The organism is Paeniglutamicibacter antarcticus, assembly GCF_039544305.1.
Taxonomy (GTDB): domain Bacteria; phylum Actinomycetota; class Actinomycetes; order Actinomycetales; family Micrococcaceae; genus Paeniglutamicibacter; species Paeniglutamicibacter antarcticus_C.
Genome location: NZ_BAABLK010000015.1, coordinates 61445 through 83169 on the forward strand (window position 1 = coordinate 61445; position 21725 = coordinate 83169).

Sequence of the window (21725 nt, forward strand, 5' to 3'; positions counted from 1 at the left end):
CTTTCAAGCCACCAAGGAGGCACGGGCGCCAGCGTCCTGGTTGCGGTACCTGCTATTCAATCTACGCCCGAGGACCACCGCATTCTAGGGTAGGTGTTGGTCCCTTGGAGCTGTTGGGCAAATCAATGAAAAGCTTCGTGGTAGCCGTTGACTCCTGAAAGGATTGAAGCCTAGATTTAATGTGTTCGACCGGCCCCCGCGGCCAACTCTTCGCGAGAGCCCCCGGGATAAGAATGACTACGACGAGAAGAACCGCAAACACAGCCAACGCGTTTCCCGCGTGCAGGTGCCACCCAAGGCGATGGCACCAGATGTTTGCGTCGCTCAGCGGGTGCTCGAAACGGCAGGCGATGCAGGTCCAAGCACGTGACCGCCGTGGATGCGGTGTACCTCGCAGCCACTTGGCAACCCTGTCCCGCGAAGAATCTCCCCACACTCCGCGCGGGGACGAACACCACCACGGCCTTCCCTTCCCCGCGGCCGTGCACCGGTGCGCTGAAGCGGGATCCGCAATCACCAAAAAGTCCTGGGTTGCGCCCGGGAACAGAGGCTAGGAGAGCGCCATGCAGATAGGAATGATCGGTCTGGGCAGGATGGGTGCGAACCTTGTCCGGCGGCTATCGCGCGACGGGCACCAATGCATCGTCTACGACCCCGATCCCAAGGCGGTCAAGTCCCTTTCCGGCGAAGGTGCCACCGGAACGGGTTCGGTCCAGGAACTGGCCAAGGCCCTGGCCGCGCCCCGGGCGGTGTGGGTGATGGTGCCTGCCGGCAAGATCACCACCTCGGTGATCGATTCGCTGGCCAACGCACTGGACTCCGGGGACATCGTCATTGACGGCGGCAACTCCTACTACCGCGACGACATCCGCCATGGGAAAAAACTCGCCAAACATGGGATCCGTCTCCTCGACTGCGGCACCAGCGGCGGGGTGTGGGGGCTGGATCGCGGGTACAGCCTGATGATCGGCGGGGAAGCGGACGCCTTCGCCCAGGTAGAGCCGGTCTTCGCTTCGCTGGCCCCGGGTGTGGAAGCCGCCGAACGCACCCCCGGACGTGACGGGGAGGTGTCCACCTCAGAACAGGGATACCTCCACTGCGGGCCCAGCGGAGCCGGGCACTTCGTGAAGATGGTCCACAACGGCATCGAATACGGAATGATGGGCGCTATCGCCGAAGGCATGAACATCCTGCACAAGGCGAACATCGGAAGCCAGTCCCAGAACGGCGACGCCGAGACCGCACCCATGGAGGATCCGCAATACTACCGCTACGATCTTGACCTTCCCGAGGTCGCCGAGGTGTGGCGCCGTGGCACCGTGATCGGTTCCTGGCTGATCGATCTCAACGCGGCGGCGTTGCGCCAGTCCGCCGACCTTCAGGACTATGCCGGAAGGGTCTCGGATTCCGGGGAGGGGCGCTGGACGGCCATCGCGGCCATCGACGAAGGCGTTCCGGCACCCATCCTCAACGCCGCACTGGACTCCAGGTTCTCCTCGCGGCGTCTCGACGAGTTCGCGGACCGTGCACTGTCGGCAATGCGCAAGGAATTCGGTGGGCACGACGAGAAACCCTCCACCTAGCCAGGTCCCGCGCCCAACGCGGAGACGAGCACACCAGAAGCAAGGGGAAGCTGGCGTCATGAAGCAGCCGATAGCGGTACTGTTCGACATCGATGAAACCCTGGTGCACACCGGTGGATCCGGAACCCGGAGCTGGGCGTGGGCCTTTGAGAAGCTCCACGGGGTACGTGCCGACATCGGCGAGCACAGTTCCGCCGGGGAGACCGATCCCCAGGTGGGCCGTGCAACGTTCAAGGCGGTGCTGGGCCGCGATCCGACCCACCAAGAAATGGCACGGCTGTATTCAAAGTATCTCTGGCATCTTTCCGAGGACATCTGGGCCGCGGAGGGCTACAAGGTTCTGGAGGGTGCTCGGGAGCTGCTGGACCGGCTCTCCGATGCCGGGGTGATCCTCGGGGTGATCTCCGGGGCCATGGAGGGCGCTGCACGGATCAAGATGGATCCGGGGAAACTCAACCGCTACTTTGTCTTTGGCGCCTATGGCTCTGACTCCCCGGACCGAGCCGAAGTGACCCGGTATGCCATCTCCAAGGCGGCGCGGCTGCACGGCTGCGACCTTGCCCCTTGGGAGGTGTTGGTCGTCGGCGACACCCCGCACGACGTCGAATCCGCACGTGCCGCCGGTGCCACCGCCGTCGGGGTCGCCACCGGCAACTACGGGCCCGACGAGCTGCGCGCGGCCCAGGCCGACCACGTACTGGCCTCGCTCACCGAACCGTTTCCGGGCCTCTAGAGCGCTCACTGCACCACCAGGAGGAAGACGATGTCCACGTCAAGCACCGAAAACCACGAGCCCGAATGCTCCGCCGATGCCTCCGGCCGCACGGGGCTTTCCGCCTGGCGCGCCCTGCATAGCCACGCCGAAGCGATGCGCGGGGTGACCCTTCAAAAGCTATTCGACGCTGATCCGGAGCGCTGCGGCGCTCTAGCCCTCGAGACTCCGGGGCTCTATGCCGACTTCGCCAAGAACCGGATCAACGGCGAGACCCTGGAATTGTTGTTCGACCTTGCAGAGCAGTGCGGTTTGCGCCAAAAGATCGCGGCCATGTTCGAGGGGCAAAAGATCAACGTCTCGGAAGACCGCGCCGTGCTGCACACCGCATTGCGCGCACCGCGTGAGGCAAGGATCCTGGTTGACGGCGTGAACGTGGTGCCCGAGGTCCACCAGGTGCTGGACAAGATGGCGGCCTTCGCCACCAATCTCCGCAACGGGCAATGGACCGGACACACCGGCCAGCGCATCCGCAACGTCATCAACGTCGGGATCGGTGGGTCGGACCTGGGTCCGCGGATGGCCTGCCAGGCGCTGCGTGCGTTCAGCGACAGGGGCCTGCGGCTCGAGTTCGTCTCCAACGTCGACGGAGCCGAGTTCACCGAAGCGACCCGGGACATGGACCCGGCACAGACGCTGTTCATCATCAGTTCCAAGAGCTGGCACACCCTGGAAACGCTCACCAACGCCGCCACCGCCCGTGAATGGATACTGTCTGGACTCGGCGGTGACAACTCGGCCATCGCCCGGCACTTTGTCGCGGTGTCCACCAATACCCACGGCGTCACCGAATTCGGTATCGATCCGGAGAACATGTTCGGTTTCTGGGACTGGGTGGGCGGGCGGTATTCCATCGATTCCGCCGTCGGCCTGTCCTTGATGGTCGCGATCGGCCCGGAAAACTTCACCGAGATGCTCGGCGGTTTCCACGACGTCGACGAGCATTTTCGCACCGCACCGCTCGGGCGCAACATCCCCGTGATCATGGGGCTGGTCTCCGTTTGGTACAACAATTTCCTGGGTGCCGCGTCCCAAGCCATACTCCCCTACAGCCACTACCTCGCACATTTTCCCGCCTACCTGCAGCAGCTGGAAATGGAAAGCAACGGGAAACATGTCACCGGCTCCGGTGAGCAGGTGGACCAGCAGACCGGGCAGGTCATCTGGGGTGAGCCGGGGACCAACGGTCAGCACGCGTTCTATCAACTACTGCACCAAGGAACCAAGTTGGTCCCGTGCGACTTCATCGCCGTGATCGAGCCGCTGAGCGATCTTGGCCACCAGCACGACCTGCTGGCGGCCAATGTTTTTGCCCAAGCTGAAGGGCTGGCATTCGGCCGAACGGCCGCGCAGCTGCGCGAGGCCGGCTCACCGAAGGACCAGATCCCGCATCGTATCTGCAAAGGCAACCAACCATCCACCACCTTGCTCCTTGACCGCCTCGACCCACGCAGCCTGGGCACCTTGATTGCCTTGTACGAGCACAAGGTCTTCACCGAAGGCGTGATCTGGGACGTGGATTCCTTCGACCAATGGGGAGTGGAACTGGGCAAGCTCTTGGCCGGCACCATTGCCGAGGAGCTCACCGCCGATGAGGTCCCCTCGATGGACCACGATGCTTCCACCGCAGAGCTGGTCCGCCGCTATCGCTCCGGCCGAGGCCGCGGTAGCACCGGGTAAATTCCTTCGTGCACCAAAGAATTTCCGCTTCCGGCCGGAGAGCAACAACGTCCATGCCGCCGGCACGGCTCCGCGGGGTTGGGTCGGCAAGGAAAAAATATCGGCACGAGCACGATCTAGTTTCTACACAGGTATCGTCTACGCACCCCATGCTATTTCCGTTCAGGAACGGTGACGTCGGGTCGACTGCGCAAGCAGTCCCAAATTCCCACGTGGCAGCGGGCGGTTGATCAGCCGACCGCTCCCAGTTCGCCGCGCACGATGCTGTCGGTGCTGTGGGAGGGATCGCCGTCAAAGGGTTCGTTGGACACGTCCACGATGTTGTATTGCGCAAGGTCCACCCCGGGAGGCAGGTCAAAGACCCCTTGGTCGCCGTTGAGGGCACCGACGCTCAGCAATCCAGGTGTCTTGCCCGCCAGGTCCAAAAGCCAAACCTCACGGAATCCCGAGACCTGATTATCCGGAAGGTCAACCACCAACTGCAGTTTCCCGGCGCTGTCTTCCACACGCGCCGTGCCGCGGGCGTTCCATCCGGGCAACGGCTCCAGGGCCGCCTGTTCGACGACGTCGGTTTTGTCGCGGCCGCTGAATTGCACGATCCCCACGGCAACTACCCCGCCGAGCACGAAGCTGATCGCCACTGCGCCGGCAATCCAGACCTTCGTCCGTTTGCGTCCGCGTCCACTGCCCCTCTCGCGAGGTGAGGCCGGATGCGTACTCCGCGATATGCGGGGCGAATTCTTCCCGTGCGCCCGTAGATGATCAACGCCAAACCCAGCCGCGGGCATTGCGGTTCCATCGTCGGATCGGGCACTTCTCGAGCTCGTCTCGCCAGAAACAAGGGATGGTTCTTGCGAAGAAGCACTCAACTCTTCATCCAGCTCCAGGGCGATGCGCTCCCATACGCTGGCCGGCGGTCGCTCAAGTGAGTCTTCGCTGCGCGCCACCGAACCCACCGACGAAAACGCCTCGGCCTCGACCGAGCAATCCGGGCAGGAATCCAGGTGCAGACGTGCTCCAGGCTCTAGGCTGGCCAAGCCGTTCAAGGCGATGTCGGCAAGTTCATCATCATCAAGATGTCGCATCGCTCACCGCCATTGCTTCCCGGAGCTTTCTCAGGCTCCTGTTGATGTGTGACTTAACCGTTCCCAAGGGCAGGTTCATTCTCTCAGCGATGGTCGCGTGTGTCAGATCGCCTAAGAAAGCCAAATGAAGGATCTCCCGTTGCGGCGATCCCAACCGCTCAAGCGCATCTAGCACGAGGACGCGGTCAAGCACGTTGGACTCTGTATCGGTCGTGCTTTGCTCTGCATGGACCGTTTCGACCACCGCTGATTCGTTTCGTCGGGAACGGGTACGCAGGTCATAGAGATCGTGGATCTTGTTCCGCGTGATCCCCACCAGCCAGGGGCCCAGTGCCGCCTTGGCGGGGTCAAAAGCCCCGCGGGAACGCCATGCGGCTACGAATACCTGCTGAGCGATGTCCTCGGCATCCTGCCGGTTCTGCACCGCACGCAGTGCCAAGGTGAAAACCAGCGGGGAGAACCTTTCGTAGACGCCCCGCATGGCTTCGGGATCACCGGCGCAGAAGGCTCGGCCAAGCGCCTCGACATCCTGCGAATCCATCCCCACCTCCACCCAAGGGCCCTGCGCAGAGCGCTGAGGCCATGGCATGGATACTATCCTGCCGGGATGGCCGTGACAATGATGTTGTCGTCGTAGCTTTGTCGGTCCTTGTCCCAGCGCCCCCCGCAGGTAAAAAGCACGAGTTTCCGCTCCCCCGTATCGGAGAAATACGGACCCAGGTCAAGGGTTTCCTTGTGTAGTTGTTCCACGTCAGCGACTTTCCAGAGGCTTGTCGCACCCTTCGTGTCGACGATTTCGATCGTTTGGCCCGCGCGCGATTCACGCAGGTCGTAGAGCGGTCCGCGAGGGGTCGGAATGGATCCCGCGTGCGCGGCAATGATGGTGCTCCCGGATTTATCCGATGGAGCCGCCGAGTACCGGTACCAGCCCGCGATCGCCGCGTCATCGGGCACTTCCATGGCCCCGTCCTCGGCAATGCCCACCTCCGATGCGAGCATGTCGGCCTTGATGGCGGGATAGCGGATCCGGGCAGGTGCAGGAAGGGCCTTGCCGGCGGGCTTGACGCTTGCGTCCTTGACCTGGATCTCGGGCAGGACCTGCACAGGCGCAGGGGCCGGCGCCGTTCGCTTCATGGGGGAAAGCGATGACGACGCCGGCGCACTGACGGTGGCGACCCCCCTGGGGGGAAGGAGGCCGCCGGCGGTGCGCGGGGACACACTTGAAGTTGCGCCCCCGAGCACGATCAGGGCCACCGCGGCGATGCCGGGAAGCCGGTTCATGATGCCTACTTTCGGATGGTTGCCGGACGCAGCTTGCGACCGAAGAAGGCGAAGCCTGCCAAAAGGATCGCGCCGAAACCAACGAGCAGTCCCTGTGCGGCCATGGGGTCCTTGACCTCGGCGGTGCCGGTCGGCACCCCGCCCGGGGCCGAGCCGAGTCCGGAGATCGACTGGGTGGCCAAGGCAAGGTTGTCATCGTCCAAGCTGCCCCAGGCGTAGACAATCGTGCCGGTGCCTTCCTTGACCATGACGTCGGCGGGTCCGATCAATGGATCGGTGGTGCCGGCAGCGGCGACGGACGCGGAGACTGTGCCTGCGGGCAGAACGAGCTTTTCCTCATTGGGGTTTTCCAGCCCGGTGATCACCGCGTCCTTGCCGGCGAGCACATCGACGGCCGGTGCGGCTGCCACGTGGCGGACCGTGAGACGTCCGTCTCCCGCCTTGACCTTGGAGGTGTCATTGGTGAACAGGGTGGCGGTGGGCTTGCCGTCGGCGCCCAAGTGCGCCGCTGCGGTGTAGCTTCCACCCGCGGCAAGCTTCAAGTCAACGGGGCCGATGGCCGGGGAGCTGTCATCCTTGGCATCCGCTGCGGTGATGGCCACCGTGTAGGTGCCCTCGGCAAGTTCCAGCGGGCCTGCCATGTCGCCGGGCTTGAAATCATCAAGGGTCAGCTTGCCGTTGACGTAGACATCGACCGGGAGGTCCGGGACCCCGTGGAAAACGGAGAGCTGCGCGTCGCTCGGGGCAGCATACCCGGGCGCCGCCCCGAGGCCGATCATGCTGAATCCTGCGACCGCTGCGATGATGGTGGTTCTCTTGCGCATGGTGTCTACCTTCCAGATGCCCCATCAGGGGAGTTGGTGTGATATCCCTTACTTCCCCCGAAGTCGGCACCTTGGATGCAGAAGATGCAAAGAAGTTTTTTAATAGCCGTTCCTCGTCTCCGGCCACATGCGGCACATCATTTCCCATGGCCTGGGATCCGTCAGCCTGTGCGCAAGAGGGCGACCCGCCGCCGGCGCAATGCCGGTCACGGGTCGCTTCTATGGCTGCCGACGAGGAGGCGTCAACCTCTACGTTGCATCTTGCCCGGCAAGTGCCTTCACGATCTGCGGCAGCAACGCCCGGAAAGCGCGGCCGCGGTGGCTGATCGCGTTCTTTTCCTTAGCGGAAAGTTCTGCCACGGAGACCTCGTAGCCGGCAGGCTGAAGGATCGGGTCGTAGCCAAACCCGCCGGTGCCCCGGCGCTCATGCAGCAGCGTGCCGGCAAGGTGCCCAAGCTCCACAGCCACCAGGCCCGCGGGGGTTGCAAGGGCAGCGGCGCAGACAAACGAGGCGCTGCGGTGTTTCTCAGCGATGTCGCCGAGTTGTCCCAGCAGCAGATCAATGTTCGCTTCGTCGTCCCCGTGCTTGCCGGACCAACGCGCGGAGAAGATTCCCGGGGCCCCTCCGAGCACGGCGACCGAAAGGCCGGAATCATCGGCAATGGCCACCAGCCCGGTGGCGTCGCATACCGCACGGGCCTTGAGCAACGCATTGCCCTCGAAGGTCACTTCATCCTCAACGATATCCGGGGCCCCCACCGCGCCGGCGTCGACGACCTGGGTGTCGACATCAAGTCCCGGGACCTGGTCGCGCAGCAGCTCGCGAAGTTCCCTGAGCTTGCCTTGGTTGTGGGTGGCCAGTACCAGCCGCGGGGCTGGACTCACGCGTCTTGGCCCAGGGTTGCGCGCTGGATGCTTCCCAGCTCGGTGGTGCCCAGCAATGCCAGGTCAAGCAGGGAGTCCAGTTCGGCTCGGTTGAATGCTGCGCCCTCTGCTGTGCCCTGGACCTCGACGAAGTCACCTGCACCGGTGACCACGACGTTCATGTCGGTCTCGGCGCGCACGTCCTCCTCGTAGGGAAGGTCCAGCATCGGGGTGCCATCGATGATTCCCACGGAGATCGCAGCGACGGAATCGGTGAGCACCGTCGCGTTCTTGCGTACCAGCTTGTTTTCCCTGGCCCATTCGATGGCCTCGGCCAGTGCGATGTAGGCTCCGGTGATCGCCGCGGTGCGGGTTCCGCCGTCTGCCTGCAATACGTCGCAGTCCAGCACTATCGTGTTCTCACCCAATGCCTTGGTATCGATGACCGCGCGCAGCGATCGGCCGATCAGCCGGGAGATCTCATGGGTGCGTCCGCCGATCTTGCCCTTGACCGACTCGCGGCCGTTGCGGGTGTTGGTGGCCCGGGGCAGCATGGCGTACTCGGCGGTGACCCAGCCGGCGCCCTGGCCCTTGAGCCAGCGCGGCACGCCCTCGGTGAAGGAGGCGGTGCACAGCACCTTGGTGTTGCCGAATTCGATCAAGGCCGAACCCTCGGCTTGCTTGGACCAACCACGGGTAATGGTGATCTCACGGAGTTGGTCGACTGCGCGCCCGTCGGCGCGCACTGTTGGGGTGCTTGGTGCTGAAGTCATGGCTTCAAGTCTAGTCTCCGTGCCGTGCCCGCCACGTCAACCCGACCAGGTCGATGCAGATCGGTAAAGAGTGTTGCTACTTGCGCTTGGACCTGGACTTGGTTCCCTGCCACTCGCGGTTCGGAGACGAGCGCACGATGGAGACCGGTGCAGTGGGAAGGGACTTGGGGGTGCCCAGCTGCGAGCCGGAGAACACCCCGTAAGTGACACCGGAGACCGCCACGGCGATGCCCCCGGAGTAGACCTCCTTGGCCTCGTTGACCACGGTGTTGATATCCGTCCACACGGGGATGTGGGTCAGCAGCAGGCGTTCGGCCCCGGCCTCGGTCGCTGCCTGGCCGGCACGGCGTCCAGTGAGGTGTACGCCCTTGATCGCATCGTCGCGGCCCTCCTCGAAGGCCGCTTCGCACAGGAACATGTCGGCCCCACGGGCCGCTTCAACGAGTTCCGGACAGGAGTCCGTGTCGCCCGAATACGTCAGCACGCTGGTTTGCATCGTCCCGTCGGCCATCGGCTCGGTGGCCTCCACACGAAGGGCGTACGATTCCTCGATGGGGTGGCGCACCGGGTAGGGGGTGATGGAAAACGGCCCGATCTTCACCGGTTCGTGCGCGCTCCAGTGCTGGAAATCGAAGTCGGGGTGCATTCCCTCTTCCAGCGCAAGACCATAGGCGGTGGCCATCCTATCCGCCGTGGCGGCAGGTCCGTGCACGAGCATCCTCTCCCGACCCCAGCCCGCCGGGTCCCAGCGGATGGCCACGTGCATGCCGCACAGATCCATGCAGTGGTCCGGGTGCAGGTGCGAGATGAAGATCGCGTCAAGATCCTTGATGTCCGTGTATCGCTGCAGCACGCCCAACGCCCCGGAGCCCAAATCCAGCAGGATTTTCCAGTCGCGTTCGCCGTCGAACGCGGTGATCAGGTAGCAGGAGGCAGGTGATCCCGGACCGGGGAAAGACCCGGTACAGCCAATGATCGTCAGCTTCATGAGGCACTCGCTTTCGAATGGGCCACCATCTGCGGGGTAATCATCGAGATGGAGCCGGTCGGATAGTGGGCTGCGACGTGGTCGACTTGTTCGACCGCGAGCACTTCCGGGCCCAGGAAGCGCCTGGCCAGGATCTCAAAACTCGTTGCGTCGCCCGTGGCGAGGAACTGGTGCGTGGGTTCTTCTTCCCCGGTGCGTGCCAGGTCGTTGCCCATCAGCGCGCGATAGACGTCCTTGGCCGTTTCCTCGGCGCTGGAGACCAGGGTGACGTCCTGGCCCATGACGTAGGAGATCGCGCCGGTGAGCAGCGGATAGTGGGTGCAGCCCAGCACCAGGGTGTCCACGCCGGCTTCCTTGAGCGGAGCAAGGTAGGCCTCGGCGGTTTCCATGAGCTCGGTCCCGGTGGTGATCCCGTTTTCCACGAACTCGACGAAACGTGGGCAGGCAACGGAGGTGATCGAGTAGTGCGGGGCTGCGGCGAACGCATCCTCGTAGGCACGGGAGCCGATGGTTGCCAGGGTCCCGATGACCCCGATCTTTCCGTTGCGTGTCGCCGAAACGGCGCGGCGCACGGCCGGTTGGATGACTTCGACCACGGGGATCCCGTAGCGAGCGGTGTAGCGTTCGCGTGCATCGCGCAACACGGCGGCGGAGGCGGAGTTGCAGGCAATCACCAGCAGCTTGACCCCGGCATCGACCAGTTCATCCATCACGCCCAAGGCGTTGGCCCGCACTTGGGCGATCGGCAGCGGCCCGTAGGGTGAGTTCGCGGTGTCCCCGACATAGAGCGTGGATTCGCCCGGGAGCTGGTCAATGATGGCGCGTGAAACGGTCAGGCCGCCGACCCCGGAGTCGAAGATCCCCAACGGGGCATCTGCCCGGGGCCGCTCGGATGGTCGCTTATCGCTAGGGGACACACTTGTCATGGTCTAAGAAGCCTACGTGGTTTATCGGGCCAACAGCCAGCAAGCCCGACACAGTGTTGCCCGGCTCACAATGATTTCAGCAGTGCCTGCATCAGTGATTCCTGCAGCCAGCTGACGAAGTTGTAGACCAGCGCCAAGTATTCATCGACGCTTTCGGCTTTCGACCAGTCATCCTGGGCATGGATCCGTGCTGCGTCTTGCTCGTCCACCAAACCCAGCCGTTCGGCCAGCACCAGGCGTACATCGTTCAGCGCGGCGGCAAAGCGCGGGGCCGTTTCGTCGCTGAGCAGGACGTTGCCTGATTCGAGCAACAGTGCTGCTTCACGCAGCGCACCGATCTTAGACTCACGGATGCCGCGTTCGGAAAGCCGGCGGAATTCCAGCGAGACTTGCGCGTCATCCGGGTCGGCATCGGGCAGCAGGCGCTTGGTGGCGCTGTCCGTGGGGGCGGCGAAATCGGCCTTGTGTGCGTGCGGGTCCAGCCCGACCATCGCCCAGAGCGGATCCTCGTCCTCGGTCCGTTCGGGTTCCAGCAACGTGATGACGTCCTGGAATAGGCCACGGAGCAACTGGCGTTCGGCGGCCTCGAAGCTCGCCGAGTATCCGCGTCGTGTACTTCTGAATGCCCGTGCCATATCTAGGCAGCATCCGCCTTCGCCAGGGTGGCCCACAGTCCGAAGCCATGCATGGCGCTCACGTCGGTCTCGATTTTCTCGCGACTTCCGGTGGCCACGGTGCTGCGGCCGTCCTGATGGACCTGCATCATCAGCTTCTCCGCTTTCGACTCGGAGTAGCCGAAGTAGGAACGGAAGACGTAGCTGACGTAGCTCATGAGATTGACCGGGTCGTTCCAGACAATCAAGTTGTAGGGCTGATCTAGTTCGTGTGCTTGTACCTGCTCCACGTGCTCAAGCACATCGGGCATCGCAGTCATGGTTGGCATAGAATCCATTCTACGACCGGGCAGCAAAGATGCGAACCCGGCAGCGCAGCCAGCGGCGTATGGCGCCGCTTCATCACCAGTGCAAGCGCGCGGACACGGAACCCGGAGCGCCCTGTTGGGCGTGACGGGTCTAGAGTGACTACTAACGTTTGCGTATTCGATGCCGTTTGGGCCCCGCCAGCTGCGGCCCCGTGGCTGTGCGGCCAACGAGCCGGTCAACGGCGCAAACACCCGCCTTACGCGATTTCCGTCCCAATCCCCCCCCGTTGCGAGGAGCCCACCTGCTATGTGGCAGCAGTCAACCTCATTGTTCACCGACCACTACGAATTGACGATGCTGCAGGCTTCCCTGCACTCGGGAGCAGCCCACCGCCCCAGCGTCTTTGAGGCGTTCGCCCGCAGGCTGCCCGAGGGCAGGCGCTACGGCGTGGTGGCAGGCACCGGCCGGATCCTGGAGGGAATCAAGGACTTCCGTTTCACTGACGAACAGCTTCGCTTCCTCTCGGACACCAAGGTCGTGGACGCCACCACCGTGAAGTACCTGGAGAACTTCTCCTTCGGCGGAAACGTCCACGGATACGCCGAAGGAGAAATCTACTTCCCCAACTCCCCGGTGCTCAGTGTCGAATCGACGTTCGCCGAGGCCTGCGTGCTGGAGACCTTCATCCTCTCGGCGCTGAACCACGACTCGGCCATCGCCTCTGCCGCATCACGCATGATTGCCTCCGCGGGAGAGCGTCCGTGCATCGAAATGGGATCGCGGCGCACGCAGGAGCATTCTGCCGTTGCCGCGGCACGCGCCGCAGTCATCGCCGGGTTCCACGCGACATCGAACCTCGAAGCGGGGCACCGCTACGGGATCAAGACCGTGGGAACCGCGGCGCACTCCTTCACCCTGCTCCATGATTCAGAGCGCGCCGCGTTCCAGGCCCAGGTTGCCTCCCTTGGTGCGGACACCACGTTGCTGGTTGACACCTACGACGTGGAAGCCGGTGTGCGCACCGCCGTGGAGGTGGCCGGCCCGGAGCTCGGCGCCGTACGCCTGGATTCCGGGGACCTGGTCGAGCAGGCGCGCTGGGTTCGGACGCTGCTCGATGACCTGGGCAACGAGAACACCCGCATCATGGTCACCTCCGACCTCGACGAATACGCGATCGCCGCGCTGCAATCGGCCCCCGTGGACGCCTACGGAGTGGGCACCTCGCTGGTCACCGGTTCCGGGTACCCCACGGCCTCGATGGTCTACAAGCTGGTTTCCCGCCAAAACGACAACGGCGAGTTCGTCGATGTCGCGAAGGCCGCGACGAACAAGACCTCCGTGGGCGGACGAAAGTACGCAGTACGCCGATTGAACGAACGTGGACGGGCCACAGATGAACTCATTGGCATCGGAGAGATCCCGCCAACGGATGCGAACGACCGCGCGCTGCTGACCCAATTCGTGAGCGCGGGCGAGATCGATTTCAGCTACGCCGGGGCCGAAGGCGTACGCCGTGCCGTGGCGCGCCACAACGATTCGATCCAGGAGATGCCCGGTAGTTCCCGCCGCCTGCAGCGCGGCGAACCAGTGATCCCCACCCACTTCATAGACGAAAACTAAGCACGGCGGAAGGATAAGGCCATATGAGCCAAGAACCAATCAGCGAGCCAGGGCAACCGGCACCGCGGGCATTGATCATTGTCGATGTGCAGAACGACTTCTGCGAGGGCGGGTCCCTGGGCGTGGAAGGCGGAGCGGCCGTTGCCACCGCGATTGCCACCGACCTGCGCGAACGCGCCGAAAGCTATACGCAGGTGATTGCCACGCAGGACTGGCACATCGATCCGGGAACCCATTTTTCCACCGAACCCGACTTCCTCGATTCCTGGCCGGTGCACTGCGTTGCCGGGCAATCAGGTGCCCTGATGCATCCGGCTCTTGCAGAGGCATCCGAATTCATCGGCCACTACTTCCGCAAGGGCCGGTTTACTGCTGCGTACTCGGGATTCGAGGGGTTGTTGGCCGAGCCGGGCAGTGCCGACGCCGATGAGTCCGGGGCGCTGCTGGGAGACTGGCTGCGCGAATGCGGCATCACCGATGTGGACATCGTGGGCATCGCCACCGACTTCTGCGTGCGCGCAACCGCCCTTGACGCGAAGGCCCAGGGGTTTTCCGCCACGGTGATCTCCCCGCTGACCGCTGCAGTGCACCCGGAGAAAACCGCCGACGTGCTCCAGGAGCTGCGCGACGCCGAGGTCACCGTCCTGTCGCTGGGCTAGGCCGGCGGCACGAGCCACAAGGCCCCGAAGCCCAAAACGCCGTATGGCCAGGAAACCGGAACCCTCCGTCTTCCTGGCCATACGGCGTTTTTCGTGGCTATTTCTTTCCGATGAACCAGCCCTGCAGCTTTGCCAGGCGCTTTTGAAGCTGCTCGGCATTGGCCTGGGCCACGGCAGGTCCCCCGCACACCTCGCGAAGCTTGGTGTGGATGACACCGTGCGGGGTGCCGGTGCGCGCACTCCACGCCGAGACGTTCTTCGAGAGCGTCGACCGCATCTCCATCAACGCCCGGTGATCCACCTGCGGCTCCGGGGCTTCTTCTTCCTCGGACTTGCGGCCCTGGCGCCGTGAGACCTGTGCGGCCTGTCGCTGGCGCAGCAGCACGCCCATCTGGTCGGCATCCAGCAGCCCGGGAATCCCCAGGAAGTCCTGCTCTTCCTCGGAGCCCACTGCTCCACCGGTGCCGAACTCGCCGCCGTCAAAGAGCACCCTGTCGAAGGAGGCGCTGGAGTTCAGCGCCTCGAACTTCTGGCCCATCAGTGCGTCGCTGGCCTTCTCCTCGCGGTTGGCCTCCTGAACCAGGGCATCCTCGGGATTGTAGTCGGGGTCCTGGAAGTGCTGCTCCGGGCGATCCAGCGCATGGTCCCGCTCGGTTTCCATCTCATTGGCCAACGCCATGAGCACCGGCACCGAGGGCAGGAAGATGCTGGCCACCTCGCCGCGCCTGCGGCTTCGCACGTAACGACCGACGGCCTGGGCGAAGAACAGCGGGGTAGAGGTGGAGGTGGCGAACACGCCAACGCAGAGCCGCGGCACGTCGACGCCCTCGGAGACCATGCGCACGGCAACCATCCAGCGGGAATCGCCGGCGGAATATTCATCGATCTTCTTCGAGGCACCCGAGTCGTCGGAGAGGATCACGGTCACCTTCTCCCCGCAGATCTTTTCCAGCTGCTCGGCGTAGGCGCGCGCGTCTTCATGGTCGGTGGCGATCACCATCGCCCCGGCGTCCGGCACCGTGCGCCGCACCTGGGTCAGGCGCTTGTCGGCGGCAGCAAGCACCGCAGGGATCCAGTCCCCAGCCGGGTCCAGTGCAGTGCGCCAGGCATGGGCGGTGATGTCCTTGGTGAAGCCCTCGCCGAGCTGGGCTTCCATTTCCTCGCCCGAGCTGGTCTTCCAGCGCATGTACCCGGAGTAGGCCATGAACAGCACCGGGCGCACCACATGGTCCTTCAGGGCGCTGCCGTAGCCATAGGTGTAGTCGGCCTTCGAACGACGGATGCCGTCGTGGCCCTCGGCGTACTCGACAAAAGGGATCGCGGCGGTGTCCGAGCGGAACGGTGTACCGGTCAGCGACACGCGGCGGGTGGCGGGCTCGAAGGCCTCGCGGATACCTTCTCCCCACGACAACGCATCACCACCGTGGTGGATCTCGTCCAGGATCACCAAGGTGCGTGCAGCCTCGGTCTTGGCGCGGTGCAACAGCGGCTTGGAAGCAACCTGGGAGTAGGTCACCACGACGCCGATGTAGTCCGCTCCGTGGCGGCCATCGGAATTCTTGAAGTTCGGGTCCAGCGCCAGTCCCACGCGAGCCGCTGCGTCGGCCCATTGCTTCTTGAGGTGGTCTGTGGGCGCGACCACGATGATGCGATTGATCGTCTTGGCGTCCACCAGCACTTTGGCCAGTCGCAGTGCAAAGGTCGTCTTGCCGGCACCGGGGGTTGCCACGGCCATGAAATCCCGTGGATTGGTGGTGAAGTACTTGTCCAAGGCTTCCGCCTGCCAGGCACGAAGCTTCGCTCCGGTGCCCCATGCCGCCCGCTCCGGGTATGCCGGAGGGAGGCGGTCCTCCATGGGCAACTTATCTGCAAGTGAGAACAGGGTATCGGTCATGCATCCACCTCCACGGCGCTGGAATATTCCCCGCTAGGGCGCAAAACAGCGCGCAAGCGGGTTGGGTCAACTTGTGCTGCGTGGAAGAAACGCTACTTCTTGTCCTTGTCCCCGCCGCCGGAGAGTCCTTCGTAAATTTCCTTGCACTCGGGACATACGGGGAACTTCTTCGGATCGCGGCCCGGTGTCCAGACCTTCCCGCACAGGGCAATCACGGGGTCCCCGGAAAGGGCCGACTCCATGATTTTCTCCTTTTGCACATAGTGCGCGAAGCGTTCGTGGTCGCCCGCTTCGACCTCCTGCGCGGATTCGGTGCGCTCAATGGTGGCGGCACCGCCACCGGAAGTAGTGTGCGGGTCATTGCGGAACGGATCTACGGGCATGCTCATAAAAAACATTCTAACAAGCCAAACCTCCCGGCACGGCAGCCGGGGGGGCAATCGTGGCCAATCTCCCTAAAGGACCCACCTCAAACCACCCGATTTCCCGGGCGCGTCAGCGGTTGACCATGACCGCCTGCATTAGCTCCGGCATGCGCCGATCAAGCCACCTGCCGCCGAGCCGGATTCCCACGAGTAGCAAGGCTGCTCCTTCGGCCAGGCCCACGACCAAGGCGAGCCACCCGAACAGCATATCCCCGGTCAATACCTGTGCCGCCAACAACCCGATGGCGGGCAGCAGCAGCACTGACATGATTGCGAACGTGGCAAGCTGCACCAGCGCCAGGCGCGCCCCGGCACCCGGAGGCGTCTTGAACGGGCTGTCCCCGGGCAGCGGAACGGAATACGTGAAACGCGCCGAGGCAACGGAGGACACCCCCAGTCCGGCAAGAAGTCCGCACAACGAAATACCCAGCACCGCCGGCATCAACTCCACCCGTCCCACGAAAACCGGTGGCAGGATCGCTGCCAGCAGCGTCACCGGCAATGCGAAGACGCCGCAGGCCAGCACGCGACCGGTCCGGTCTGCAACCCCGGAGATTCCGGTGAGCACGTGCAACGAGAAAGCGGTCGAGTCGTAGGACACGTCGGCTGAAATCGCGAACGCCATCAAGATGCCCAGCAGCGGACCGAGGACCAGCATGATTTGCGGATCGTTCCGCGCCACGAACCAGACCAGCACCGGCATCAAGGGCACGATCACGATCGAGGCCGCGTAGCGCGGGTCCTTGAGCCAGTATGTGAGGCAGCGCGCGGCGACGGCTCCTACGGGGCTGGAGGGGAAGATCGAAAATGCACCCATGCCCACGGCCTTGGAACTGCTCCGCGGAGGCATCGGGTTTTCCATGGATTTGTGCAGCCCGCGTTCCCACGCCCAGAGCACGAGGCCCAGGTAGGCCAGCCCGAGCAGCAGCCGCAGCGCCCCGAGCATCCAGTCTCCGGCCGCCAGGTCCCCGGGCAGCGCCGCGAAGACCCCCAGCGGGGTGAAGCCCAGCACCTCAACGACCCTCGGCGCCCAGGCGAGCGCCGATTCGAAGCCGTTGGCCGCTGTGGCGATGATCGGTCCCAGCAATATCAGCGGGACCACGGCAATGATCCCGGCGACGTCCCGGAACTTGCGTGATCCGGTCACCCTGGTCATCGAGGTGGTGGTCAGCCGGGCCACGGCCAAGGCCATCACCGCCGCGAGCACACCGCCCAGCAGCGCTGCCAGCAGGGTTGCCGGATGGTGGCGCCAGGCCAGGAACTGGCTGGCCAGCAACACCAGCGTCAGCAGCCCCGGGACCCCGATGAAGCCCGAGAGCAGTAGCCCGGTGGCCAAGGTGCGGCGCGGGATCCTGAAGGTGGCGAAACGCGCCGGGTCCAGGGTCAGATCCACCCCGAACGCCACCAGCGGGATGACGGCCCACCCCAGGGTGATCAGCGAAACGGCGGAGACCAAGATGAGGTTGGAGATTTCCGGGTCCTGGTCCGCCAGGAACACCATGCCGGCGATCAGCGACACGACGACGCCGAGGCCGTACAGCGCACCGATGCCGACCCCCACCAGCTGCCAGGGGCTGCGCCTGAAGGAGTTGCGCAGCAGCACGAGCTTGAGGCCTAGGAGGTGTGCAACCATGGGAGCCCCTCGTTGTGTCCCGGTCCGCCAACGAGTTCGACGAAGCGTTCTTCCAAGGTGGTTTCTCCACGGACCTCGTCCACGGTACCGACGGCCAGCAGGTTGCCCTCGGCGATCACCGCCACGTGCGAGCACATCCGCTGGACCAGGTCCATGACATGGGAGGAGACGATGACGGTGCCGCCGTGTGTGACATAGTCGGCGAGGATATTGCGGATGTTCGCCGCGGAGACCGGGTCAACTGCCTCAAAGGGCTCGTCGAGCACCAGCAGTCGAGGGGAATGGATCAATGCGGTGGCCAGCGCGATCTTCTTGGTCATTCCGGCGGAGTAGTCAACAACCAACTTGCTGCCGGCATCCTCCAAGTCAAGTACGCGAAGCAGGTCCTCGGTGCGCTCCTCGACCGTCGCCCGGTCCATGCCGCGCAACAGCCCTGAATACGTCACCAGCTGCCTTCCGGACAACCTGTCGAAGAGCCGTACCCCGTCGGCGAGTACGCCCATGGCGGCCTTGGCCCTCAGCGGATCCGCCCAGACATCGATGCCGTGGACCCACACTTGTCCGGCATCTGGACGCAGCAGCCCCGTGGCCATGGACAAGGCGGTGGTCTTGCCCGCGCCGTTGGGTCCGACCAGACCGAAGAAGGACCCTGACGGGACATCGAGGCTGATGCCGTTGACAGCGACCTTTTCGCCGAATCGCTTGCCCAGGGATCTGATCGACAGGGCCGGGGTGACCGGTTCCGGGTTCGAGTAGCTCATGACTCGAAGCTAACAGGCCGGAGGGGGTTTTGGCCTCATCCCTGCGGACTAATCCCCGCACCAGGCACGTTTGCCCGCACCCGATAGGCGATCTGGACGCGGCAGATCAAGCCCCGGCCTCACCGCAATCAGCGAAGAGGCCGGCCAGGGCCCAAGGAGCGATTCAGGATCCTAGAAAAGTACGCGGGCCAACTTCTGGCGCGAGGCGACCACACGCTCGTCGCCAACGCCGACCACCGAGTACAGCTCGACCAGCCGGGCGCGCCCGGCTTCCTTCTCGTCACCGGAGTGACGGCCGATGAACCCCACGAGCCGGGCGAAGGCATCCTCGACGTGTCCGCCGATGAGGTCCATATCGGCCACTTCCATCTGTGCCGCGAGGCCATCGGGGTTCTCGGCACCGGCGGCACGCACCGCGGCAAGGTCCTTGCCCTCGGTGCGCATCAGCAGGCGTACCTGGTTCAGCCCGATGGAGGCGTCGTTGTCGTTGGGCTTCTCGTTCAACGCCTGCTTGTAGGCGGCTTCCGCCGCTTCCAGATCACCTGACTCGATGGCGTCCAATGCTGCCTGGTGCAGCGCAGGAAGCACCACGGCTGCTTCTTCGCCGGCTGCGGCAGCGGAAGTGCCTAGGGGCGCGATGGTGCCGGCAACACCGTTCTGGACACCCAGTGAGAGAAGTTCCTCGATGAGCGACTGGATCTGTGCCAGCTCGGCGTTCCCCTGGAACAACGGCACCGGCTGGCCGTTGATCAGCGCGATGACGGCCGGAACCTGGGTCACCTGGAACGCCTGGGCGATCGCGGCTTCCTTCTCCGCGTCCACCGTGGCCATCGCGAGGGTGCCGCCCTTGGCATCCACCACCGAGGCCAGCAACTCATCGAGCTGCACCGATGCCGGGGAACGGGGGCTGCCCAGGGAAACGACGACGGGCACCTGCTGTGACAGGGCGACGATCTCCGGGAAAAACTCTTGGTCCACGGAGCGTACCCACGTAGGGACGCCGGCATCGCCGGTTTCGTTGAGCTGCTCCGGTTGTGGTTGCTTGAAGGCCGCCAGGTCAATGGCGCCGCGTGAGGAAGGTGCAGTGGGTTCAGGCATGCTGGTGGTCATTCCTCCACTTTAGGCCGCAGGAGCCCTCGGGGGAAACCCGTCAGCTGCCCGCTGACAAGCCGCGGTGCGCCCTTGACTTCGCACCCAACCCCTGTTTCCTTGCATGAAAAAAGACGTGGCACCCCCGGTACGCAGTGCCCATGGGCCGCATTCGGTGGTGCCACGCCTTGGGACCGGGAACGGGTCGTTCCCTGGATTCCGCAGGAGAAAGCGTGCTGCTACTTCAGCAGCTTGGCATCCTTGGTGATCACCTCGGCGGCAATCACCGAGATCTTGTCCTTGGAATCCTCTGCGGGGATGTGGAGAAGCACGGGCTCGCCGTAGCTGATCTCGATGCCCTTCTTGGTGTCCTTGACCCCGACGATCTTTGCGGTGGTCTCGTCAAGGCCGATGGTTCCACCGGATTCCTTGGGTTTGGCAGTGGTGGTGGAGATGAAGTTGCCCGAGACCAGCGCGCCGCCTTCCGGGGTTGCCATCACGATGGTGTCCTTGTCGTTGACCGTACGCTTGAAGGTGATCTTCGCATCCTTGTTGGCCTTCACCAGTGCATTCTGGTCCTTGGTGTTCAACGTCAGGAAGGCATTCTTGGCGAACTTGTCGGCGTCCTTGGACTTCTCGTTGTCCATGAACCCGGCGAGCTTCGACAGCGCGGCCTTGGGCTGCATTTCAACGCCCGAGGCATCGTCCTTGAGCAGCTTCACCGACTTTTCGCCCACGGCAATGCCCGGGAATGTGGAACCGGGCAGCATCGCGGTGGCAAAGGCGACCTTGTAGTTCTCACGCGGTCCCGCCTGGGTCAGCGTGAGCGCGGTGGGGATCGTGGAAGCGGCCGAGTCCTTGGCGGTGACAACCATCAAGGAACGCGGGAAGTTCGCACCGTCATCGGTGGGCACGGCGGCAGAGCGAATGACGGTGGTGTCGATGGGTGACGGGCCATCAAGCTTGATCTTCTCGTTGCGCAGCTTGTAGTTCTGCCCGCGCAGCGTCTTCAACGCACCGGTGGTGCGCTCCCCGAGGTCCTTCGCGTTCTTGGACTTGTCGGCCTTGGCCACCGAGGTCGAGACCTCGCCCAGGATGCGCTCAAGTTGCTGCTGCATCACCACGGGGAAGACCTGCTCGGTGTCCTGCGTCGAAGAATCAACCGGAACCGGAGACTGGCTGGCGGCCAATGCTGGTGTCCCGGGAACCAACGCCAGGGCCAGCACGGAGGCCGTTGCGACGACCTTGGCCACGGTGTTGGCACCGGGCTTGCCTGCTTCCGGAAGCGGGCCGGCCTTGGGGCCCATGCCAGCTGCGCGGCGGCCATCGCCCTTGGATCCGCCACGGGGCGGGGTACGGACCAGGGCCAGGGCGATCCCGGCGACCAGCAACAGCGAGCCGGCGATGATCAGCGGCATGGAGAACGGGGTTGCGGTGTCCCCGGGCCAGCTCACGGAGACGTCGGTGGGGGCTGCGGCCTTGCCGTCGGCGGCCAGCAGCAATGTCCAGGATCCCTCGTCCGGGTTCGTCCACCGGTAAGTCATCGACTTGTCCGCGATTTCGGTTCCCTGGAAGAGGTCGGCACCGGCGGGGTTGGGCACTTCGGCTTCCCCGGTCTCGGAGGTCGCCTCAACGACGTGGTCTTCGGTGTTGATGCCGGAAATCGTGGTGTGGGCGGCCTTGCCAACCCATGCCTGTGCATCGTCGGTGCGAACCAGCGATGCGGTGAACTTGCCGTCGGCCTTGATGGTGATGTCCGTCGGGTGTCCCGCGGCGGTCCCGATTCCCTCTTCGAGAAGTGTCACCGGGGCTGCTTCCGGGCTCTGGGCAAGGGAAGCGGTCAGCGTCTCGGGCGGAGCCCAAACGGTACGCTGTCCGATCCCTAGCACCAGGGCAGCCAGCCCTAGCAAGATAGCGATCGCTGAGAAGGTCTTTCGCACAATTA

At 64.2% G+C, this 21725-nt stretch carries 21 protein-coding genes; 5 read left to right on the forward strand and 16 right to left on the reverse strand.

The genetic code is table 11. The features are described from left to right. Positions 1–563 precede the first annotated feature (563 nt). The 3 genes from gnd to pgi are packed head-to-tail and all read left to right on the forward strand — an operon-like array spanning position 564 to position 4035. Positions 564–1583 carry a phosphogluconate dehydrogenase (NAD(+)-dependent, decarboxylating) gene (gnd, locus tag ABEA12_RS04055; RefSeq protein WP_210100433.1) on the forward strand — a complete coding sequence of 340 codons (1020 nt, stop codon included), beginning with the start codon at positions 564–566 and terminating at the stop codon, positions 1581–1583. 58 nt (positions 1584–1641) lie between these two features. Beyond that, the gene (locus ABEA12_RS04060; protein ID WP_210100432.1) at positions 1642–2316 is read left to right on the forward strand and encodes an HAD family hydrolase; all 675 of its coding nucleotides are present in this window, start codon (positions 1642–1644) and stop codon (positions 2314–2316) included. Positions 2317–2346: 30 nt separating this feature from the next. Then, entirely contained in the window at positions 2347–4035 is a 1689-nt protein-coding gene (gene pgi, locus ABEA12_RS04065; protein ID WP_210100431.1) for a glucose-6-phosphate isomerase, read from the forward strand. A 230-nt stretch (positions 4036–4265) separates the two neighbouring features. Here the strand turns inward: pgi and ABEA12_RS18605 are convergent, their stop codons facing one another. The 10 genes from ABEA12_RS18605 to clpS form a co-directional block, all read right to left on the reverse strand. Further along, on the reverse strand, positions 4266–4676 hold the full coding sequence (locus tag ABEA12_RS18605) for a hypothetical protein (protein ID WP_425571729.1): 411 nt from the start codon (positions 4674–4676) through the stop codon (positions 4266–4268). Between the two features lie 430 nt (positions 4677–5106). Next, positions 5107–5661: an RNA polymerase sigma factor gene (locus ABEA12_RS04075; protein WP_210100429.1), complete on the reverse strand. Its 555-nt coding sequence runs from the start codon at positions 5659–5661 to the stop codon at positions 5107–5109. 53 nt (positions 5662–5714) lie between these two features. Further along, positions 5715–6401, reverse strand: coding sequence for a class F sortase (locus tag ABEA12_RS04080; protein WP_210100428.1), 687 nt, complete (start codon positions 6399–6401; stop codon positions 5715–5717). 5 nt (positions 6402–6406) lie between these two features. Beyond that, positions 6407–7225, reverse strand: coding sequence for a DUF4397 domain-containing protein (locus tag ABEA12_RS04085; protein ID WP_210100427.1), 819 nt, complete (start codon positions 7223–7225; stop codon positions 6407–6409). Between the two features lie 249 nt (positions 7226–7474). After that, on the reverse strand, positions 7475–8110 hold the full coding sequence (gene rdgB, locus ABEA12_RS04090) for an RdgB/HAM1 family non-canonical purine NTP pyrophosphatase (RefSeq protein WP_210100426.1): 636 nt from the start codon (positions 8108–8110) through the stop codon (positions 7475–7477). After that, a complete protein-coding gene (rph, locus tag ABEA12_RS04095) occupies positions 8107–8862 on the reverse strand; it encodes a ribonuclease PH (RefSeq protein WP_210100425.1) in 756 nt (251 codons plus the stop codon). Before rph ends, rdgB begins: the two co-directional genes overlap by 4 nt. 76 nt (positions 8863–8938) lie before the next feature. Beyond that, the gene (locus tag ABEA12_RS04100; protein WP_210100424.1) at positions 8939–9850 is read right to left on the reverse strand and encodes an MBL fold metallo-hydrolase; all 912 of its coding nucleotides are present in this window, start codon (positions 9848–9850) and stop codon (positions 8939–8941) included. Continuing rightward, entirely contained in the window at positions 9847–10776 is a 930-nt protein-coding gene (gene murI / locus ABEA12_RS04105; RefSeq protein ID WP_210100423.1) for a glutamate racemase, read from the reverse strand. Before murI ends, ABEA12_RS04100 begins: the two co-directional genes overlap by 4 nt. A 65-nt stretch (positions 10777–10841) precedes the next feature. Further along, a complete protein-coding gene (locus ABEA12_RS04110; protein WP_210100422.1) occupies positions 10842–11411 on the reverse strand; it encodes a DUF2017 domain-containing protein in 570 nt (189 codons plus the stop codon). A 2-nt stretch (positions 11412–11413) separates the two neighbouring features. Next, on the reverse strand, positions 11414–11710 hold the full coding sequence (clpS, locus tag ABEA12_RS04115; RefSeq protein WP_210102516.1) for an ATP-dependent Clp protease adapter ClpS: 297 nt from the start codon (positions 11708–11710) through the stop codon (positions 11414–11416). 295 nt (positions 11711–12005) lie between these two features. Between clpS and ABEA12_RS04120 the strand changes: the two genes are divergently transcribed. Both ABEA12_RS04120 and ABEA12_RS04125 read left to right on the forward strand, forming a co-directional pair. Then, positions 12006–13319 carry a nicotinate phosphoribosyltransferase gene (locus ABEA12_RS04120; protein ID WP_210100421.1) on the forward strand — a complete coding sequence of 438 codons (1314 nt, stop codon included), beginning with the start codon at positions 12006–12008 and terminating at the stop codon, positions 13317–13319. A gap of 23 nt (positions 13320–13342) precedes the next feature. Continuing rightward, positions 13343–13978: an isochorismatase family protein gene (locus ABEA12_RS04125; protein ID WP_210100420.1), complete on the forward strand. Its 636-nt coding sequence runs from the start codon at positions 13343–13345 to the stop codon at positions 13976–13978. A 97-nt stretch (positions 13979–14075) separates the two neighbouring features. On the opposite strand, the gene ABEA12_RS04130 is transcribed toward ABEA12_RS04125, so the two are convergent. From ABEA12_RS04130 to ABEA12_RS04155, 6 genes are all read right to left on the reverse strand, one after another. Then, positions 14076–15872: a DEAD/DEAH box helicase gene (locus ABEA12_RS04130; RefSeq protein ID WP_210100419.1), complete on the reverse strand. Its 1797-nt coding sequence runs from the start codon at positions 15870–15872 to the stop codon at positions 14076–14078. A gap of 92 nt (positions 15873–15964) precedes the next feature. Beyond that, a complete protein-coding gene (locus ABEA12_RS04135; protein WP_210100418.1) occupies positions 15965–16270 on the reverse strand; it encodes a DUF3039 domain-containing protein in 306 nt (101 codons plus the stop codon). 97 nt (positions 16271–16367) lie between these two features. Next, complete coding sequence (locus ABEA12_RS04140) at positions 16368–17930, reverse strand: transporter (RefSeq protein WP_210100417.1); 1563 nt, start codon at positions 17928–17930, stop codon at positions 16368–16370. After that, complete coding sequence (locus tag ABEA12_RS04145) at positions 17912–18691, reverse strand: ABC transporter ATP-binding protein (RefSeq protein WP_210100416.1); 780 nt, start codon at positions 18689–18691, stop codon at positions 17912–17914. The genes ABEA12_RS04140 and ABEA12_RS04145 overlap by 19 nt, the downstream gene beginning before the upstream one ends. A 171-nt stretch (positions 18692–18862) precedes the next feature. Then, entirely contained in the window at positions 18863–19789 is a 927-nt protein-coding gene (locus tag ABEA12_RS04150; RefSeq protein ID WP_210100415.1) for a tetratricopeptide repeat protein, read from the reverse strand. Between the two features lie 230 nt (positions 19790–20019). Next, positions 20020–21720, reverse strand: a complete 1701-nt coding sequence (locus ABEA12_RS04155; RefSeq protein WP_210100414.1) for a hypothetical protein — start codon at positions 21718–21720, stop codon at positions 20020–20022. Positions 21721–21725 lie beyond the last annotated feature (5 nt).

What these genes read in the sequence shown, in the direction of transcription:
- gnd (WP_210100433.1), top strand. Translation starts at nt 564, where the DNA reads ATGCAGATAGGAATGATCGGTCTGGGCAGGATGGGTGCGAACCTTGTC.
- ABEA12_RS04060 (WP_210100432.1), top strand. Translation starts at nt 1,642, where the DNA reads ATGAAGCAGCCGATAGCGGTACTGTTCGACATCGATGAAACCCTGGTG.
- pgi (WP_210100431.1), top strand. Translation starts at nt 2,347, where the DNA reads ATGTCCACGTCAAGCACCGAAAACCACGAGCCCGAATGCTCCGCCGAT.
- ABEA12_RS04075 (WP_210100429.1), bottom strand. Translation starts at nt 5,661, where the DNA reads ATGGATTCGCAGGATGTCGAGGCGCTTGGCCGAGCCTTCTGCGCCGGT.
- ABEA12_RS04080 (WP_210100428.1), bottom strand. Translation starts at nt 6,401, where the DNA reads ATGAACCGGCTTCCCGGCATCGCCGCGGTGGCCCTGATCGTGCTCGGG.
- ABEA12_RS04085 (WP_210100427.1), bottom strand. Translation starts at nt 7,225, where the DNA reads ATGCGCAAGAGAACCACCATCATCGCAGCGGTCGCAGGATTCAGCATG.
- rph (WP_210100425.1), bottom strand. Translation starts at nt 8,862, where the DNA reads ATGACTTCAGCACCAAGCACCCCAACAGTGCGCGCCGACGGGCGCGCA.
- ABEA12_RS04100 (WP_210100424.1), bottom strand. Translation starts at nt 9,850, where the DNA reads ATGAAGCTGACGATCATTGGCTGTACCGGGTCTTTCCCCGGTCCGGGA.
- murI (WP_210100423.1), bottom strand. Translation starts at nt 10,776, where the DNA reads ATGACAAGTGTGTCCCCTAGCGATAAGCGACCATCCGAGCGGCCCCGG.
- ABEA12_RS04110 (WP_210100422.1), bottom strand. Translation starts at nt 11,411, where the DNA reads ATGGCACGGGCATTCAGAAGTACACGACGCGGATACTCGGCGAGCTTC.
- clpS (WP_210102516.1), bottom strand. Translation starts at nt 11,710, where the DNA reads ATGACTGCGATGCCCGATGTGCTTGAGCACGTGGAGCAGGTACAAGCA.
- ABEA12_RS04120 (WP_210100421.1), top strand. Translation starts at nt 12,006, where the DNA reads ATGTGGCAGCAGTCAACCTCATTGTTCACCGACCACTACGAATTGACG.
- ABEA12_RS04125 (WP_210100420.1), top strand. Translation starts at nt 13,343, where the DNA reads ATGAGCCAAGAACCAATCAGCGAGCCAGGGCAACCGGCACCGCGGGCA.
- ABEA12_RS04130 (WP_210100419.1), bottom strand. Translation starts at nt 15,872, where the DNA reads ATGACCGATACCCTGTTCTCACTTGCAGATAAGTTGCCCATGGAGGAC.
- ABEA12_RS04135 (WP_210100418.1), bottom strand. Translation starts at nt 16,270, where the DNA reads ATGTTTTTTATGAGCATGCCCGTAGATCCGTTCCGCAATGACCCGCAC.
- ABEA12_RS04140 (WP_210100417.1), bottom strand. Translation starts at nt 17,930, where the DNA reads ATGGTTGCACACCTCCTAGGCCTCAAGCTCGTGCTGCTGCGCAACTCC.
- ABEA12_RS04145 (WP_210100416.1), bottom strand. Translation starts at nt 18,691, where the DNA reads ATGAGCTACTCGAACCCGGAACCGGTCACCCCGGCCCTGTCGATCAGA.
- ABEA12_RS04150 (WP_210100415.1), bottom strand. Translation starts at nt 19,789, where the DNA reads ATGCCTGAACCCACTGCACCTTCCTCACGCGGCGCCATTGACCTGGCG.